Raw genomic sequence first — 17462 nt, forward strand, 5'->3', positions numbered from 1 at the left:
ACTGTCATCACAACCGCGTTGCCGCCGTTGCCCTGTCAGTGGAGGCGCATTATAGGGAGTTCTCGCCGGCTTACAAGGGCTAAATGCAAAAAAGTGACTGAGTGCGTTTTTTTTCGGCAACGCGCGGGGGAAACGCGGCGCTACCCAACGGAGTGTCGAACCATTAATTCGGGCGTCAGCACCAGAACATTCGGTTCGGTATCGGGGTGTCCCAGACGATAAAGCAAGGTATCAATGGCTAATTCGCCAAGTTCATCCTTGGGTTGATGAATCGTCGTCAGCGGGGGAGACATATAGCGGGCCAGTTCAATATCATCGTAGCCGATAACCGCCATATCTCCGGGGATGGAGAGTCCGGCCAGATACAGAGCATGATAAACGCCCACGGCCATGGCATCGTTACCGGTAAAGACGGCATCCGGTCTGTTATCCAGCGCCAATAGCTGCCGCATGGCCCGATAACCGGTTTCAAATTCAAAATCGCCGAAGATTTCATATTCGGCGGGGATCGGCAATCCTGCGCCCTGCATTGCCTGACGATACCCTTCAAGGCGGTTATAGGCGGTGGTTTTATCCTTTGGACCCGCAATGCAGGCTATTTTTCGGTAACCGCGGGAAATAAGATATTTCGTTGCCATCTCGCCGCCGAGCAGGGAGTTATCTTTAATGACGTCGATTCCCCCGTCAAACGGCGCCCAGTCCATCATCACCATGGGGATGGAAGGATAGCGACTCACCATATCAGGCAAAGGACGATGGCTCTCCGTACACATCAGCAGCACGCCATCGACGCGCTTTTGCAGCAGCGTTTCCAGACTGCGCCTCATGCGATCGGGATCGCCCTCGGTATTACACAGAATCAGACTGTAGCCGCGCTCATAGCAACAGCGCTCGACGCCGCGCACCACCTCGGCATAAAAAGGGTTACTGCTGGCCGTCAGCAACATGCCGATGGTTTGCGTCTGATTTATTTTGAGGCTTCTGGCCAGCGCCGAAGGCGCGTAGTTAAGCTGTTCAACGGCCGCCATCACCTTGTCGCGAATCGCATCGCTGACAAAGCGATCTTTATTGATAACGTGAGAAACCGTAGAGGTGGAAACGCCCGCTAAACGGGCAACGTCTTTCATGGTTGTCAAAGGTCACCCCTGAGCCTGCAAGAAAGCATCAATCTCTTCACGCCACGGAACGGAAGGCTGAGCGCCCGGACGGGTAACGGCAATCGCGGCGGCGGCGTGAGCAAACTTAACCGCGGACGACATCGGCCGGTTCTCCAGCAGCGCCGTTACCAGCGCGCCGTTAAAGGTGTCCCCGGCGGCGATGGTGTCCACCGCCTGAACCCGATAGCCGGGGATGCGTTGCCCGCGACCGTTTTCACTCAGCCAGACGCCGCGGCTTCCCAAGGTAATCAATACGCTGGCGATACCTTTATCGTGCAATACCTGCGCGGCGCGAGCGGCGTCCGCTTCCGTTTCGACGGCGACACCCGTCAAGCGCTGAGCTTCGGTCTCATTAGGCGTAATCATATCGACCAGCGCCAGCAACTCATCCGGCAGTTCGCAGGCGGGCGCAGGGTTAAGGATAACGCGAGTATGATGTTTATGCGCCAGCCGGGCGGCTGTAAGAACGGTTTCCAGCGGCGATTCCAGCTGCATAAGCAGCGCGGAGGCATCAATAATCTGCTGCTGATGGCGGCCAAGATAGTCCGGCGTAACGGCGGCATTGGCGCCGGCGTTTATGGCGATCATATTCTCCGCCTCGCCGTTGACGAAAATCAACGCCACGCCGGTGGTTTCGCCGGCGACGGCTTCCACCGCCGACACATCAATACCATCGTCGGATAGCTGCCGGCGAATGCGCGCCCCGATATCATCATCGCCGACGCAGGCGATAAACGAGATATCCGCGCCGCTGCGGCCCGCCGCCACCGCCTGATTGGCGCCTTTTCCGCCGAAAGCGATACGATATCGTTTCCCGATCACCGTTTCACCGGAACGGGGAAACTGCTCCAGATTGAGAATATGGTCAGCATTAATACTGCCCAGCACCACCAGCTTGCCCGTTTTCATTACGCCGCATTCCAACATGTTTATTATGCGCCGCCGCGGATGCGGCGGCGCTCGCCCTGCTGTTCTTTATTTTTACTGTTTGGTTACCAATTTCAGATCAACCGGGATAATGGCCTGTATTTTCTCACCTTTCAGCGCTTTATCAGCGGTTTCAACGCCGATGACGCCGATCTGATCGGGACGCTGCGCCACCGTTGCCGCCAGTTTACCCGCCTCAACGGCCTTTACGCCGTCCTCCGTGCCGTCAAACCCGACCACCAGCACATCGGTTTTACCTGCGGTTTGCAGCGCCCGCAGCGCGCCGAGCGCCATTTCGTCATTCTGGGCGAACACCGCCTGCACGTCAGGATGGGCGGTCAACAGGTTCTGCATCACGTTCAACCCTTTGGTGCGATCGAAGTCGGCGGGTTGACTGGCCAGAATGGCAAATTTGTTCTTTTCGGCGGATTTTATAAAGCCCGCCCCGCGCTCACGCGCCGCGGAGGTGCCGGCAATCCCTTCCAGCTGGATAACCTTGGCGCCTTCACCCGCCTTTTTGGCAATAAAATCGCCGGCGACTTTACCGCCGAAGGCGTTATCAGAAGCAACGTGGCTAACCACTTCACCGCTGCTGGCAACGCGATCGAGCGTAATCACCGGGATTTTCGCCTGGTTGGCCAGCTTGATGGCGTTGCCTACCGCATCGGAGTCGGTAGGGTTAATCAGCAACACTTTGGTGCCGCGAACCGTCAGATCCTGAACGTTCGCCAGCTCTTTAGCCGGGTTGTTCTGGGAATCCAGCACCACCAGGTTATAGCCCAGCTTGTCGGCTTCCTTCTGCGCCCCGTCTTTCATTGCCACAAAGAACGGGTTGTTCAATGTTGATACCACCAGGGCAATCGTATCTTTGGCTAATGCATTCGCGCTGACGGTCGCACTCAGCGCAACGGCGGAAACCAGAGTAGCCAGTTTTTTCATATTCATAGCGCAATTCCTGTGTGAATAAAGGTTATTTACTGCTTTTGTTATCCACCAGAACCGCCAGCAAAATGACGACTGCTTTGACGATCATCTGGTAGTAAGAAGAAACACCCAACAAATTCAGTCCGTTATTAAGAAAGCCCAGGATCAGCGCGCCAATCAGCGTGCCGACGATACGTCCTTTGCCGCCGGCCAGGCTGGTGCCCCCCAGCACCACGGCGGCGATGGCGTCAAGCTCGTAGCCCGTTCCGGCGGTAGGCTGCGCCGACGATAAACGGGCCACTTCGATAATTCCCGCCAGGGCGGACAGCAGCCCGCACAGGGAATAGACGATGATTTTGATTTTATCCACGCTGATGCCGGACAGGCGGGTGGCGGACTCATTCCCGCCCAGCGCGTAAATATATCGGCCTAACCGGGTGTGATGCAGCATGTACCAGGCCGCCGCAAATACCACGGCCATGATCCAGATCGGCGTAGGAATGCCTAGCGGACGGCCGATGCCGAACCAGCCGAAAGCGTCCGCCACATCGGAAAAGCCGGTGTTGATCGGGCTACCGTTGGTGTAAACCATGGTGACGCCGCGCAGCAGCAGCATCATCACCAGCGTGGCGATAAACGCCTGAACCTTGCCTTTGGAAACAATGACGCCGGTTCCGGCGCCGATAAGCGCGCCCAGCGCCAGCGCCCCGAAAACCGCCAACAGCGCATTAACCTCAAGGCCGACAATCGAGGCGGCGACCGCGCCGGTCAGCGCCAGCAAAGACCCGACGGAAAGATCGATGCCGGAGGTGAGAATAACCAGGGTCATTCCCACGGCCATAATGGCGTTCACCGAGGTTTGCTGCAGAATATTGAACAAATTGTTCAGGGTGAAAAAGTTGGGGCTCATGGCGGACACCACCGCAATAAGGATCAGCAGGGCAATCAGCGATTTCTGCTCCAAAAGCCACTCTTTGCTGAACCAGCGCTTTGCCGCGATAGATTGGGAACTCATGTCTGACTTACTCCTGCTTTACGCCGTATTGCTTACCAACGGCCGCGGCCATCAGCGCTTCCTGGGTGGCTTGTTCAATGGAAAATTCACCGCTTAAACGGCCTTCGTGCATCACGATAACGCGATCGCTCATTCCCAATACTTCGGGCATTTCGGACGACACCAGTATGATGCTCAGCCCTTCTTGTTTGAACTGATTGATTAACTGATAAATTTCTTTCTTCGCCCCCACGTCGACCCCGCGCGTCGGCTCATCGAGAATCAGTACGTTAGGGCGGGTCATCAAGCCGCGGGCGATGGCGACTTTTTGCTGATTCCCGCCGGACAGCAGCCCGATAGGCTGTTCCATGGACGGGGTTTTGATATTGAACAGACGGATAAAATCGCCCACCGCCAGCTGCTCTTCGGGATGCTTAAGCCTCCCGCCGCCATGACTGAAGTAGCGCAGCGCGGTCAACGACATGTTCTCTTTAACCGACATGCCTAATACCAGCCCGTCGCGTTTGCGGTCTTCGGAAATATAGACAATGCCGTTCGCCAGGCCATCCTGCGGCCTGCGGGTTACCACTTCGCGGCCGTCCAGCGCCACGTAGCCCGCCGTGCGCGGCAGCGCGCCGTAAAGGATCTTCATCAATTCGGTGCGGCCGGCGCCCATCAGCCCGGCCACGCCAAGAATTTCCCCTTTGCGTACGGTAAAACTGACGTCTTCCACGCCCGGCCCGGAAAGATTTTTCACCAGCAGGCGAACCGCTCCCGGCGCCTGGTTCAGGCGCGGATATTGCTCTTCAAGCTTGCGCCCCACCATCATTTCAATCAGCCGTTCTTCCTGCAGCTCGCTGACCGGGCGTTCGCCGATAAACTGACCGTCGCGGAACACGGTGACGTCGTCGCATATTTCGAAAATTTCTTTCAGACGGTGGGAAATATAGACAATGCCGCGCCCCTCGGCCTGTAGCTCTTTAATTACGCTGAATAACGACGCGGTTTCGGTATCGGTCAGGGCATCGGTGGGTTCATCCATAATGATGACTTTCGATTCAAAGCTCAGCACCTTGGCGATTTCAACCATTTGCTGATCGCCAATCGACAGTTCCGCCACCGTGCGCCGGCTGTCATAGCGCAGATTAAGCCGCTTCAGCAGTTTGTCCGCTTCCTGATACATCTTTTTCCAGTCGATGCGGCCAAAACGGTTGGTAAATTCACGGCCGAGAAAGATGTTTTCCGCGATCGTCAGTTGGGGGATCAGGTTAAGCTCCTGATGGATAATGCCGATCCCCGCTTCCTGGGAGGCTTTGGGACCGCTGAAATCCACTTCGTTTCCCAGAAAACGCACGCTGCCGGCGTCTTTGTTATAGATGCCGGTCAACACCTTCATCATGGTGGACTTGCCGGCGCCGTTCTCCCCCACCAGCGCCATGACTTTCCCCGGGTAAACGTTCAATGCGGCGCCGGAAAGCGCCTTAACGCCGGGAAACGCCTTATTGATTCCTTGCAGTTGCAGTAAAGGTTGCATCGATTCCTCAGAACGTTACGCCGGCGCAAAGGATGACATTGGCATACGGGGAACATTCCCCGCTGCGAATGACCGCCCGGCTTTTTCCGCTTTGGATCTTAAAATCTTCATGACTGACATAATGCACTTCAATGGAGTTTCCCTGGTGCAGCTCGAGTTGTTTTAGCTGATCAAGTAACGCTTTATGGAGTTGAGGATTTTTTTCGATAATTTCCTGCGCCAGGATCGCCGCTTCAACCTGCATCTCGCTGGTTACCGCCGCAACCACCTGTAAAAAAGTCGGCACGTTGTGGGTTAACGCCAGATCGATACGGGTAGTGGTATCGGGGATGGGTAAACCGGCGTCGCCGATAACCAGCCGATCGGTATGCCCCAGCCGGGAAATAAGCGCGGAAACCTCAGAATGTAGTAATACCGCTTTTTTCATGTTCTTTATCTCGCCAGCGAAACGTTTCGCTGGTAAGCATTGTAGAAAGAGACAACGCGGAAAGGCAAAAAGGAAATAGCAAAAATGTGATCGTTATCGAAACGTTTCGTTGGCGAAAAAATAAAACGGCGAATGCGGGGCGGTTGCATCAAATAGAAAGGGTTGGATAAGCATCAGGGGAAACAGGGGATGGGCTCCCTTCATCCCCTGTTTGCCGTTCCTTAATCGAGGGCGTCAGCGGTCGATTACTGGATTTTCTTTACCTGTTTGACGTCCAGCTCGGCAGAATTGAAGCCCTTATCGAGCTCGCCCTGCAGTTCAACTTTATCTTGCGGGGAGACGGACTGCCCATTCCAATATTTATCATCGATTTCAACCGTGATGGTGCCGGTTTCATCGCGGAACAGGTAATCTTCATCCCCGACGCGCTGCTCGATATTGCCGCGCAGGGTAACCCAGCTGTCGTCTTTCAGCTCTTTCGCTTTCGCGACCGTGGTTACGCTGCCGTTAGGGCCTGAAAACCCGCCCTGGGCAGGCTGTTGTTGCGTCGTTTTGGCATTCGGATCCAAAAATCCTCCGCCGCTCTGGGCGGCGAAAACCGGCGCGGAACATAACGCAGCGATAGCGAATACAGCGGCTGTCTTTTTCATAGCATCGTTTCCTTATTTCTCGCTTGTCGTCGTGCAGTAAAACTGCGCGTTGTTTGTCTGACGCGACGAGTAAAACAAAATGTTCTTAACAGAATCTTAAGGATAGTTCAGTTTCTCTTATATTTATCAATCCTGTGGATCATCACCCGTTTATGGCTTTTCCGGTTGTCAATCCGGCGCGTTAAACCGTATAACATCACCCTATACAAATAGGGTGGGCGGTGATGAGAATACTGTTGATAGAAGACGATCGTCTGATTGGCGACGGCATCAAGGCCGGACTGATTAAGCTGGGCTTTAGCGTTGACTGGTTTATGCAGGGCAAGGCCGGACGGGTCGCGCTGCAAGCCGCGCCCTATGACGCGGTGATCCTTGATTTGAGTCTGCCGGAAATAGACGGGCTGGACATCCTGCGCCAGTGGCGTCAGGCCGGACAGGATGAGCCGGTATTGATCCTCACCGCGCGGGACGCGCTGGAACAGCGCGTTGCAGGCCTGCAGTCGGGCGCCGACGACTATCTGTGCAAACCTTTTGCCCTGGCGGAGGTTGCCGCGCGCCTGCAGGCGTTAATCCGCCGCCGGCACGGTCAATTACAGCCCACGCTGACCCACGGCGCGGTATCCCTTGAACCGGGTTCCCGCACCGTTACCTGCAATAATCAGCCGGTGGCGCTTAAATCCCGCGAGCTGGCGCTGCTTGAGCTGTTCCTGATGAACCCCCAGCGGGTGCTGACCCGCTCGCAGTTGGAGGAAAAGCTCTACGGATGGGACGACGACGTTTCCAGCAACGCCGTGGAAGTGCATATTCACCACCTGCGTAAAAAACTGGGCGGCGAATTTATCCGCACGGTGCACGGCGTCGGCTATATTCTGGGAGCGGCGCCATGACGCGCCTCAGCCTGCGTTTACGGCTGATCGCCGGTTTTGTCCTGCTGACGCTGCTTTGCTGGTGCGCCGCCGGGATCCTGTCGTGGCATCAAACCCGCGAGCATATCAATGAGCTGTTCGATACCCAGCAGATGCTGTTCGCCAAGCGGCTGGCCACCATGCATCCGGATGAAATCGTGGTGGATTCCCCCTCCCTGCCGAAAACCAAAAGCCTGGTGCGCGAAAGGCGCGGGGAACAGGAAGACGACGCGCTGGCTTTCGCCATTTTTACCCGCGACGGCAAAATGGCGCTGAATGACGGCGAGAACGGCAAAGATTTTATCTTCGACTACGCGCAAAACGGCTTCACCAACGGCAGGCTGCGCGATGATAACGACCGGTGGCGCATGGTATGGCTGGCCACGGCGGATAATCGTTATGTGGTGGTGGTCGGCCAGGAGTGGGAATACCGTCAGGATATGGCGCTGGGGCTCGTCAAGACCAACCTCCTGCCCTGGCTGTTTGCCCTGCCGGTTATGCTGCTGTTGATGTTCTGGCTGGTTTCCCGCGAACTGTCGCCGCTGAAACGCCTCGCCACGCAGCTTCGCCGACGTCCGCCGGAAGATGACGCCCCGCTGGATACCCACGCCGTTCCGCAGGAAGTACGCCCGCTGGTGGATGAACTTAACAGCCTGTTCGTGCGCATCGGCGAGATGCTGCTGCGCGAGCGCCGCTTTACCGCGGACGCCGCGCATGAATTACGCAGCCCGCTGGCCGCGCTGAAGGTGCAGACGGAATTGGCGCAGTTGGCGCACGATGACGAACCCGTGCGCCGCCATGCGCTGAACAATCTGGACGAGGGGATCGATCGCGCCACGCGGCTGGTGGAGCAACTGTTAACGCTGTCGCGGCTTGACTCGGAATCGTTCGCCGACGGGCAGCAGCCGGTGGAACTCCAGGCGCTGCTGCAGCAAATGGTTATCGACCATTACCATAAAGCGCAGGCGGCAGGCATTGAACTGAAGCTGGAGGTGCCGAAAGATCCCGTCGTCCGTCAGGGGCACCCATTGCTGCTGACGCTGCTGATTCGCAATCTGCTTGATAACGCCATTCGCTACAGCCACCAGGGCGGAACGGTAACGCTGACGCTCACGGCGCGGTGTATTCAGGTTAGCGATGAGGGGCCGGGCATCGACGACGCGGTATTGGCGCGGGTCGGCGAACGCTTTTTTCGCCCGCCGGGACAGGAGAAGTCCGGCAGCGGCTTGGGCATCTCCATTGTCAACAATATCGCTCGCCTGCACGGCATGCGGGCGACCTTCGACAATCGGCCGGAAGGGGGTCTGAAGGTCGCGGTAAATTGGTGACGCTCTGCTTTCCCAGCGCGTTGCGCGATTTAAATCTCCACCTGAATACCAAGCTCAATCAACCGGTTGGGGGGAATTTCAAACTGATCGCCCGCCCGCAGGGCATTGCGGCTGAGCATCATAAACAGCTTGCCGCGCATGCGCAGATACCAGGGACGTTTCCCCATCGTCAGCGATTCATTGGACATAAAAAACGAGGTTTCCATCATCTGGCAGGTCAAGCCATCCTGCCAGCAGCGGTGAAACACCTCTTCCACGTTGGGGGTTTCGCGCCAGCCGTAGTTGGCGATAACCCGCCAGAAGGTTGGCGAAAGCTGTTCCACCGTCACCCGCCGGGCATTGAGCACATAAGGCGCGTCTTCGTTACGCATGGTCAACAGCACCACCCGTTCATGCAATATTTTGTTGTGTTTCAGGTTGTGCAACAGGGCGAACGGGATAACGTGGGTGGCGCGCGACAGGTAAACCGCCGTGCCCGGCACCCTGAGCGGCGGCGATTTTTCCAGCGAGGCGATCATCGCGTCCAGTGAATTGCCGTGTTCGTGCAGGCGGCGCAGCAGCCTGAAGCGTTCGCTTTTCCAGGTGGTCATAATGACGAACATCGCCGTGCCCAACATCAGCGGCAGCCAGCCGCCGGACAGGATTTTCCCCACGTTGGCTAAAAACATCGGCACATCGACAAGCAGTAGCCCGGTAAGCAGCGTCCACACCAGATAGCGGTGCCAGTGCCAGTTTTTCACCGCCACCGTGCAGAACAGGATGCTGGTCAACACCATGGTTCCGGTTACCGCGATACCATACGCGGCCGCCAGATTGCTCGAATGTTCAAAGCTGACGATCACGATCACCACCGCGATATATAACAGCCAGTTAACCACCGGAATATAAATCTGGCCGGATTCCATATCGGAGGTGTGCACTATGCGCATCGGGGGAAGGTAGCCCAGGCGAACCGCCTGGCGCGTAAGCGAAAACACCCCGGAAATAACCGCCTGCGACGCAATGATCGTCGCCAGCGTGGCCAGCACCATTAACGGTATCAGCGCCCAATCGGGCGCCAGCAGAAAAAAGGGGTTTTTAATCGCTTCCGGATGTTTAAGCAATAAGGCGCCCTGGCCGAAATAGTTCAGCACCAGCGACGGCAGCACCACGCTAAACCAGGCGAGACGAATGGGAAACTTGCCGAAATGCCCCATATCCGCGTACAGCGCCTCCACGCCGGTAATCGCCAGCACCACCGCGCCCAGCGCGAAAAACGACACCGTTTTGTATTCGGCGAAGAAATGGATGGCCCACAGCGGATTCAGCGCCCGCAGCACCTGCGGATTATCGATGATGCTGTCCGCCCCGAGGATCGCCAGCGTAACAAACCACACCAGCATCACCGGGGCGAACAGTTTCCCCACGCTGCCGGTGCCGCGTTTTTGAATAATAAACAGCAACGTCAGAACCATAATCGACAGGGGAACGATGTAGTGATCCATCGAAGGCGCGGCGATTTCCATCCCCTCAATGGCGGACATCACCGATATCGCCGGGGTGATGACCACTTCCCCGTAAAAGAAGCTGCCGCCTATCAGCCCCATAATCACCAGCACCGAGGTCATGCGGTCAGAAGTATGGCGCCCGGCCAGCGACATCAGGGTGAGGATACCCCCTTCGCCGGCGTTATCGGCGCGCATCACATAGGTCAGGTACTTAAGCGAAACCACAACCACCAATAACCAAAAGATCAAAGAAAGAAAACCAAATACCGAGTCAGGTTCGACGCCAAGACCAAACTGCCCGGATAAACACTCTCTTAGCGTATAAAGCGGGCTGGTGCCGATATCGCCGTATACCACCCCTATCGCCGCCAGCGTAACGGCCGGAAGCGCACGTTTATGTTCTGAGATCATAAACTTTATCTTCTTTTATCAACCAGTTATCAGACAGTGGTTTTTCCGCGTCCACTCGCCTAAAAACGCCCAGTATGCACAAATACGGCTAAAAACCTATTTTTATATCGTCCGGGAAACATCCTGTAAAAAGTGGCTTATTGATTAACCAACCGGGAAGGGTCAATAATCAGCAACGCTCTACTAATAAAAATCTGTGATCTGCCGTTTATTATTACTATTGTTTTGCGGAAAAAGATGTTTTCCGCCAACGAACCATGGGAATGATTGATTAACTATGCTGCAATCCGCCGCTTTGGCCGACAGGATTTCACGCCTTGGCAACGCGCTGGAGCATGGCCTGTATGAACGACAGCACGCCATCCGCCTGTGTTTACTGGCCGCGCTAAGCGGAGAAAGCGTTTTTCTGCTGGGTCCGCCGGGGATCGCCAAAAGCATGATCGCCCGACGTCTTAAATTCGCTTTTCGCCACGCGAATGCGTTTGAGTATCTGATGACCCGCTTCTCCACCCCGGAAGAAGTCTTCGGCCCGTTGTCTATTCAGGCGTTAAAGGATGAAGGCCGTTACCAGCGATTAACCGCGGGTTATCTGCCGGAAGCGGAGATTGTCTTTCTGGATGAGATCTGGAAAGCCGGCCCCGCCATTTTGAACACCCTGCTGACCGCCATTAACGAACGTCGTTTTCGCAACGGCAACAGCGAAGATCCCATCCCCATGCGTCTTCTGGTCACCGCCTCCAACGAACTGCCCGAAGCGGACAGCAGTCTGGAAGCGCTGTATGACCGCATGCTGATTCGCCTGTGGCTGGACAAAGTTCAGGAAAAACATAATTTCCGCGCCCTGCTGGAGAATAACGGCAGCGAGGGCGACAACCCCGTCAGCGCCGCGCTCAGCGTCAGCGATGAAGAGTACCGGCAGTGGCAAAAGGATATTGACCGCATCTCTCTGCCGGAAAACTGTTTTGAGCTGATTTATCAGCTGCGCCAGCGGCTGGACGCTTTGCCGCAATCCCCTTACGTATCCGACCGGCGTTGGAAAAAAGCCCTGCGTTTACTTCAGGCGTGCGCGTTTTTCAGCGGACGGGAAGCCATCGCCCCGGTGGATATCATTCTGCTGAAAGACTGCCTGTGGCATAACGGCGATACCCTGACGCTGGTCGAGCAACAGATCGAACAGCTGATTACCGAACAGGCCTACCAGCAGAAGAACCTGCTGTTTCGCTTGCAGCAGCTGAACGTGCAACGCCAGCAATACCAGTTGCAACAGAGCGAGCTGCAGGCGCTTTATGTGGAAAGACACGGCCACCGGTTGGGACGCAAATCCCATTATTCCCTGCCGGAAACGCTGAGCGCGGACACGCTGAGTCTGGTTTTGCAGCGGCCGCTGGTGCTTAACGATATTGAAGTCAGCCATCTGGTGATGGATAAAAACGCGCTGCAAAACTGGCTTCACAAAGGGGGGGAAATACGCGGCAAGCTGAACGGCATCGGTTTTACTCAGCCTCTGGATCTGGCGGTGGACGATCGCCATCACCTGCTCGTCCGCGATATAAGCCTGCAATCTTCCATTCTTTCCCTGCCGGAAAAACGCGACTGCACGCTACCGGCCGAACTCACCGATGAATATGAAAAGCTGACGATTCAACTGCGCGAACAGCGGCGATTATTCGGTCTGCATCAGCCCTGTCTGTTCGTTCCCGCAGAATGGCTGGCGAAAATTGAAGCCAGCCTGCAACAGGCGGCCGAACAAATTCAGCGGTCAATGCAGGATTAAGCGCCGATGATCACGCTGGAATCACTGGAAATAGTGCTGTCGATAGACGAAAACGCGCTATTGGACGAACTGGCGGTGACGCTTCTGGCCACGCCGCAGCTGGCGGTCTTTTTTGAGAAATACCCCGGCCTGAAATCCGCCCTGCTTAACGATCTGCCCGACTGGAAAGAAGCCCTGAAGCAACGGTTGCACAATACCCAGGCGCCGCCGGAGCTGGAAACCGAATTCGGCTGCTATCAACGCGCTCAGGCGGCGGACAGCCAGGCGTTTCACGCCCGCCTGCCGCGCATTATGGAAATGTTGAACGAAGTTGAATCCCCCTTTCTGACCCAGGCCGATCGGCTGATACGCCAGCCGGAACCCGAGCTGGGGCAAAAAATCAGCAGCGGCCTGCACGCCCTGTTTCTGCAACGCTGGCGGCTGAGCCTGACGCTGCAAACCCTCTCCCTGCACCAGCAGATAATGGAACAGGAGCGGGAGGCGCTGCTGGACGAATTGCAGCAACGCCTTACGCTGAGCGGCAAACTGGAGCCGATTCTGGCCGAGAACGAGCATGCCGCGGGGCGGCTGTGGGATCTCAGCGCCGGACGGCTTATCCGTAGCGACCAGCAGGTCCTGCTGGACTGCGCCGCTTTTCTGCAACGCCAGCCGGCGTTGCTGCGCCTGGCCGAACGCCTGGGGCGCAGCCGGGAAACCAAATCCGTTCTCAGCCAGGATGCGCCCAAAGAAACATTCCGCGTGATGATTCGCGAACCCGCAACCGTGCCCGAGCAGGTCAGCGGCATTCACCAGAGTGACGATATACTGCGTTTATTGCCGGCGGAGCTGGCGACCATGGGCATCGGCGAGCTGGAATATGAGTTCTATCGCCGCCTGTTGGAACATCGTCTGCTCACCTACCGTTTACAGGGGGAAAGCTGGCGCGAAAAAGCCGCCGAGCGGCCGGTTATCCACCAGCACAACGAGCAACAGCCGCGCGGGCCCTTTATTGTCTGCGTCGATACCTCCGGATCGATGGGGGGATTTAACGAACGCTGCGCCAAGGCCTTCTGCCTGGCGCTGCTGCGTATCGCCCTGGCGGACCGGCGCCGTTGCTATATCATGCTGTTTTCCACCGGGATAGTGCGCTATGAGCTAACCTCGACGGACGGGCTGGAACAGGCGGTGCGCTTCCTCAGCCAGACATTCCGCGGCGGAACCGATCTCAGCGCCTGCCTATCGGCATTGCTGGATAAAATGGACGAATGGCTGTGGCATGACGCCGATGCGGTGGTGATTTCAGATTTTATCGCCCAGCGCCTGCCCGATGAACTGGTCGACAAGGTTAAACGGCGCCAGCAACGGCTAGGGCATCGTTTTCATGCCGTAGCGATGTCCGATCACGGCAAACCCGGCATCATGCGTATTTTCGACCATATCTGGCGCTTTGACACCGGGCTGAAAAGCCGCCTGATGCGGCGCTGGCGCCACGGCTAACCTCTTGCCCTGATAAAACGCTCGCCCGCCGTCCAAAAGATGACAGGACCATCCGAATCAGCGTATAAATAATCGGGTTCCTGGCTGAACATCTTCTACCTTAATAGCCTTTTCAGGGCCAATTCATCGCCTTATAACGGTAGTTAATAAAATTTTCAGGAGAAAACGTGGCGGAAATTTATCAGATCGATAATCTCGATCGCGGCATCCTCTCAGCCTTGATGGACAATGCGCGCACCCCCTATGCCGAACTGGCGAAGCAGTTTTCCGTCAGCCCGGGGACGATCCACGTGCGGGTGGAAAAAATGAAGCAGGCGGGCATCATTATCGGCACGCGCCTGGATATCAGCCCCAAACAGCTGGGCTATGACGTCTGCTGTTTTATCGGCATCATTTTGAAAAGCGCCAAAGACTATCCCTCCGCGCTGGAAAAGCTCAACAATCTGGAAGAGGTGGTGGAGGCTTACTACACCACCGGCCATTACAGCGTGTTTATCAAGGTGATGTGCCGCTCGATCGAATCCCTGCAACACGTACTTATCAACAAGATCCAGACCATTGACGAAATCCAGTCCACCGAGACGCTGATCTCGCTGCAAAACCCCATTATGCGGACCATTGCGCCTTAATCCATTTTCTTATACCCCCATTATCCACAGGTAGATCCCAGCCTGATCACAGCGTACAATGTCCCGTCTTTTATCAGGTGGGATGGTGTATGGCTGACATTACGCTAATCAGCGGCAGTACTTTGGGCAGCGCAGAATATGTGGCGGAACATTTGGCCGAACTGCTGGAAAAGGAAAACATCTCCTCGGAGATGCTGCACGGCCCTGAACTGAACGAGCTGCCGGAAAGCGGTTTATGGCTGCTGGTCACCTCGACGCACGGCGCCGGGGAACTGCCGGATAATCTGCAGCCGCTGTTTGAACAGCTGGAGCGGCAGAAACCCGATCTCTCCCAGGTGCGCTTCGGCGCCATCGGCATAGGCAGTAAAGAGTACGATACCTTTTGCGGCGCGATCCTTACCGCGGATCGAGTATTAAGCCAGCTCGGCGCCAAAAGGATCGGCGATATTCTGAAGATCGACATCACCCAGCACCAAATTCCCGAGGATCCGGCGGAAGAGTGGCTGGGATCCTGGATTAATTTACTCAATTAAGGCGAAATATTCAGCGCTTGAATGTGTATAACTATGCTCAATTCAAGTGTAAAAGCGGTAGTTATCCCAATAACAAGCGCTGATTGTTTTTTGTCCTGTGCATAACTAGCCATTCAGATCCCAGCTTATACGCGGCAGGATCACCGATCATTCACAGCTAACGATCGTCATTAATGTATTGATCCTTAAAATGAATAATCACTTATCCACACAAAGGGCCGATCCTAATAGAAGATCTAATAAAGAGATCTTTAAATAAAAAGATCTTTAAATAATTAGCCAGGATCCAAGACGCTTGGTCGTTTGCGTAAAGTTGAGTAGAATCCTCCACCCCAGGGCAAGTAACGATCGTTTCGCCACTATCCATTCGCAACAATGCGAGGAGCAGTACCATGTTTTATCCAGATCCTTTTGACGTCATCGTGATCGGCGGAGGCCATGCCGGTACGGAAGCGGCCATGGCTTCAGCCCGCATGGGACGACAAACCCTTTTGCTGACGCACAATATCGACACGCTGGGACAGATGTCCTGCAACCCGGCGATCGGCGGTATCGGGAAAGGACATCTGGTTAAAGAGATCGACGCCATGGGAGGGCTGATGGCCAACGCCGTCGATCGGGCCGGCATTCAGTTTAGGATACTAAACATCAGCAAAGGCCCGGCGGTACGCGCTACTCGGGCACAGGCGGATCGCGTACTCTATCGGCAGGCGGTGCGCACCGCGCTGGAAAATCAACCCAACCTGACGATCTTTCAACAGGCGGTCGACGATCTTATCGTGGAAAACGATCGCGTGGTGGGCGCGGTTACCCAGATGGGGTTAAAATTCCGCGCCAAAGCGGTGGTGCTGACCGTGGGTACTTTCCTTGACGGCAAGATCCACATCGGGCTGGATAACTACAGCGGCGGACGCGCCGGCGATCCGCCTTCCATTCCGCTGGCCCGGCGTCTGCGTGAGCTGCCGCTGCGGGTTAATCGTCTTAAAACCGGTACGCCGCCGCGTATCGACGCCCGAACCATCGATTTCAGCGTACTGGCGCAGCAGCACGGCGACAATCCCATGCCGGTATTCTCTTTCCTGGGACAGGCCAGTCAGCATCCGGCGCAGATGCCGTGCTATATCACCCATACCAATGAAAAAACCCATGAGGCGATCCGCAACAACCTGGATCGCAGCCCGATGTACGCCGGGATCATCGAAGGGATCGGTCCGCGCTACTGTCCGTCGATCGAAGACAAGGTGATGCGTTTCGCCGATCGCAATTCCCATCAGATCTTTCTGGAGCCGGAAGGGCTGACCAGCAATGAGATCTACCCCAACGGGATTTCGACCAGCCTGCCGTTCGACGTGCAGTGGCAAATCGTGCGTTCGATGACCGGCATGGAAAATGCGCGCATTGTTCGCCCCGGCTATGCCATCGAGTACGACTTCTTCGATCCGCGTGATTTAAAAACCACGCTGGAGAGCAAATTTATTCACGGCCTGTTCTTCGCCGGCCAGATCAACGGCACCACCGGCTACGAGGAAGCCGCGGCGCAGGGGATGCTGGCGGGGCTGAACGCCGCCCGTCTGGCCTTCGACCAGGAAGGCTGGGCGCCGCGCCGCGATCAGGCCTATCTGGGCGTACTGGTGGATGACCTCTGCACCCTGGGCACCAAAGAACCCTATCGGATGTTTACTTCGCGCGCCGAATACCGCCTGATGCTGCGGGAAGACAATGCCGACCTGCGTCTGACGGAGATCGGCCGCGAGCTGGGAATGGTGGACGACCACCGCTGGGCGCGCTTTAACGAAAAGCTGGAAAACATTGAAAAAGAGCGCCAGCGCCTGCGCGATATTCGTATTCACCCGCAGTCCGAGCAGTTGGAGCAGGTCAACGGCCTGTTGAAAACGCCGCTGTCGCGCGAGGCAAACGGGGAAGAGCTGCTGCGCCGTCCGGAAGTGGACTATGCTCAGCTGACCGCGCTGCCGCTGTTTGCGCCGGCGTTAAGCGACCAACAGGCCGCCGAACAGGTTGAAATTCAGGTTAAATACGCAGGCTATATCGCCCGTCAGCAGGATGAAATCGAGAAACAGCAGCGTAACGAGAATACGCTGCTGCCCGTCGAGCTTGATTATCGCCAGGTTAACGGGTTGTCGAATGAGGTGATCGCCAAGCTCAACGATCACAAACCCGCGTCGATCGGCCAGGCCTCGCGTATTTCCGGCATCACCCCGGCCGCCATCTCCATTCTGCTGGTGTGGCTGAAAAAACAGGGAATGCTGCGCCGCAGCGCCTAAGCCGAGGCAACCTTGCCGGCGGTA

Annotated in this window: 15 protein-coding genes; 7 read left to right on the plus strand and 8 right to left on the minus strand. The window is 56.3% G+C overall.

Going from position 1 to position 17462, the window contains the following annotated elements:
• Positions 1-140: 140 nt before the first annotated feature.
• The 7 genes from rbsR to MFP24_RS16950 form a co-directional block, all read right to left on the minus strand.
• Positions 141-1136 carry a ribose operon transcriptional repressor RbsR gene (gene rbsR, locus MFP24_RS16920; protein ID WP_249231474.1) on the minus strand — a complete coding sequence of 332 codons (996 nt, stop codon included), beginning with the start codon at positions 1134-1136 and terminating at the stop codon, positions 141-143.
• A 3-nt stretch (positions 1137-1139) separates the two neighbouring features.
• Positions 1140-2066, minus strand: coding sequence for a ribokinase (rbsK, locus tag MFP24_RS16925; protein ID WP_249231475.1), 927 nt, complete (start codon positions 2064-2066; stop codon positions 1140-1142).
• A gap of 72 nt (positions 2067-2138) precedes the next feature.
• Positions 2139-3029: a ribose ABC transporter substrate-binding protein RbsB gene (rbsB, locus tag MFP24_RS16930; protein ID WP_136164482.1), complete on the minus strand. Its 891-nt coding sequence runs from the start codon at positions 3027-3029 to the stop codon at positions 2139-2141.
• A 25-nt stretch (positions 3030-3054) separates the two neighbouring features.
• The gene (gene rbsC / locus MFP24_RS16935; protein ID WP_249231476.1) at positions 3055-4023 is read right to left on the minus strand and encodes a ribose ABC transporter permease; all 969 of its coding nucleotides are present in this window, start codon (positions 4021-4023) and stop codon (positions 3055-3057) included.
• A gap of 7 nt (positions 4024-4030) precedes the next feature.
• On the minus strand, positions 4031-5536 hold the full coding sequence (rbsA, locus tag MFP24_RS16940) for a ribose ABC transporter ATP-binding protein RbsA (RefSeq protein ID WP_249231477.1): 1506 nt from the start codon (positions 5534-5536) through the stop codon (positions 4031-4033).
• Between the two features lie 7 nt (positions 5537-5543).
• The gene (gene rbsD / locus MFP24_RS16945; RefSeq protein WP_136164485.1) at positions 5544-5963 is read right to left on the minus strand and encodes a D-ribose pyranase; all 420 of its coding nucleotides are present in this window, start codon (positions 5961-5963) and stop codon (positions 5544-5546) included.
• Positions 5964-6208: 245 nt separating this feature from the next.
• Positions 6209-6613 (minus strand): YgiW/YdeI family stress tolerance OB fold protein, encoded by a 405-nt coding sequence (locus MFP24_RS16950; RefSeq protein ID WP_249231478.1) that lies wholly within the window; start codon positions 6611-6613, stop codon positions 6209-6211.
• Positions 6614-6837: 224 nt separating this feature from the next.
• On the opposite strand from MFP24_RS16950, the gene qseB reads away from it, so the two are divergent.
• Both qseB and qseC read left to right on the plus strand, forming a co-directional pair.
• A complete protein-coding gene (gene qseB, locus MFP24_RS16955) occupies positions 6838-7500 on the plus strand; it encodes a quorum sensing response regulator transcription factor QseB (RefSeq protein ID WP_249231479.1) in 663 nt (220 codons plus the stop codon).
• Entirely contained in the window at positions 7497-8846 is a 1350-nt protein-coding gene (gene qseC / locus MFP24_RS16960; protein WP_249231480.1) for a quorum sensing histidine kinase QseC, read from the plus strand. Before qseB ends, qseC begins: the two co-directional genes overlap by 4 nt.
• Positions 8847-8875: 29 nt before the next feature.
• On the opposite strand, the gene kup is transcribed toward qseC, so the two are convergent.
• Positions 8876-10744: a low affinity potassium transporter Kup gene (gene kup / locus MFP24_RS16965; RefSeq protein WP_249231481.1), complete on the minus strand. Its 1869-nt coding sequence runs from the start codon at positions 10742-10744 to the stop codon at positions 8876-8878.
• Positions 10745-11021: 277 nt separating this feature from the next.
• Here kup and ravA point away from each other — a divergent pair, with 277 nt between their 5' ends.
• From ravA to mnmG, 5 genes are all read left to right on the plus strand, one after another.
• On the plus strand, positions 11022-12518 hold the full coding sequence (gene ravA, locus MFP24_RS16970; protein WP_249231482.1) for an ATPase RavA: 1497 nt from the start codon (positions 11022-11024) through the stop codon (positions 12516-12518).
• A gap of 6 nt (positions 12519-12524) precedes the next feature.
• Complete coding sequence (viaA, locus tag MFP24_RS16975; protein ID WP_249231483.1) at positions 12525-13994, plus strand: ATPase RavA stimulator ViaA; 1470 nt, start codon at positions 12525-12527, stop codon at positions 13992-13994.
• A gap of 167 nt (positions 13995-14161) precedes the next feature.
• Complete coding sequence (asnC, locus tag MFP24_RS16980) at positions 14162-14623, plus strand: transcriptional regulator AsnC (protein WP_249231484.1); 462 nt, start codon at positions 14162-14164, stop codon at positions 14621-14623.
• A gap of 89 nt (positions 14624-14712) precedes the next feature.
• Entirely contained in the window at positions 14713-15156 is a 444-nt protein-coding gene (gene mioC, locus MFP24_RS16985; protein WP_249231485.1) for an FMN-binding protein MioC, read from the plus strand.
• 392 nt (positions 15157-15548) lie between these two features.
• Positions 15549-17438, plus strand: coding sequence for a tRNA uridine-5-carboxymethylaminomethyl(34) synthesis enzyme MnmG (gene mnmG, locus MFP24_RS16990; RefSeq protein ID WP_249231486.1), 1890 nt, complete (start codon positions 15549-15551; stop codon positions 17436-17438).
• The last annotated feature ends 24 nt before the right edge of the window (positions 17439-17462 follow it).

The sequence above is a fragment of the Brenneria tiliae genome, from assembly GCF_023347575.1.
GTDB lineage: Bacteria > Pseudomonadota > Gammaproteobacteria > Enterobacterales > Enterobacteriaceae > Brenneria > Brenneria corticis.

Coding starts and splice junctions, on each gene's coding strand:
- kup (WP_249231481.1), bottom strand. CDS start 10,744: ATGATCTCAGAACATAAACGTGCGCTTCCGGCCGTTACGCTGGCGGCG.
- rbsK (WP_249231475.1), bottom strand. CDS start 2,066: ATGAAAACGGGCAAGCTGGTGGTGCTGGGCAGTATTAATGCTGACCAT.
- MFP24_RS16950 (WP_249231478.1), bottom strand. CDS start 6,613: ATGAAAAAGACAGCCGCTGTATTCGCTATCGCTGCGTTATGTTCCGCG.
- rbsD (WP_136164485.1), bottom strand. CDS start 5,963: ATGAAAAAAGCGGTATTACTACATTCTGAGGTTTCCGCGCTTATTTCC.
- mnmG (WP_249231486.1), top strand. CDS start 15,549: ATGTTTTATCCAGATCCTTTTGACGTCATCGTGATCGGCGGAGGCCAT.
- rbsA (WP_249231477.1), bottom strand. CDS start 5,536: ATGCAACCTTTACTGCAACTGCAAGGAATCAATAAGGCGTTTCCCGGC.
- mioC (WP_249231485.1), top strand. CDS start 14,713: ATGGCTGACATTACGCTAATCAGCGGCAGTACTTTGGGCAGCGCAGAA.
- viaA (WP_249231483.1), top strand. CDS start 12,525: ATGATCACGCTGGAATCACTGGAAATAGTGCTGTCGATAGACGAAAAC.
- qseC (WP_249231480.1), top strand. CDS start 7,497: ATGACGCGCCTCAGCCTGCGTTTACGGCTGATCGCCGGTTTTGTCCTG.
- qseB (WP_249231479.1), top strand. CDS start 6,838: ATGAGAATACTGTTGATAGAAGACGATCGTCTGATTGGCGACGGCATC.
- rbsB (WP_136164482.1), bottom strand. CDS start 3,029: ATGAATATGAAAAAACTGGCTACTCTGGTTTCCGCCGTTGCGCTGAGT.
- rbsC (WP_249231476.1), bottom strand. CDS start 4,023: ATGAGTTCCCAATCTATCGCGGCAAAGCGCTGGTTCAGCAAAGAGTGG.
- ravA (WP_249231482.1), top strand. CDS start 11,022: ATGCTGCAATCCGCCGCTTTGGCCGACAGGATTTCACGCCTTGGCAAC.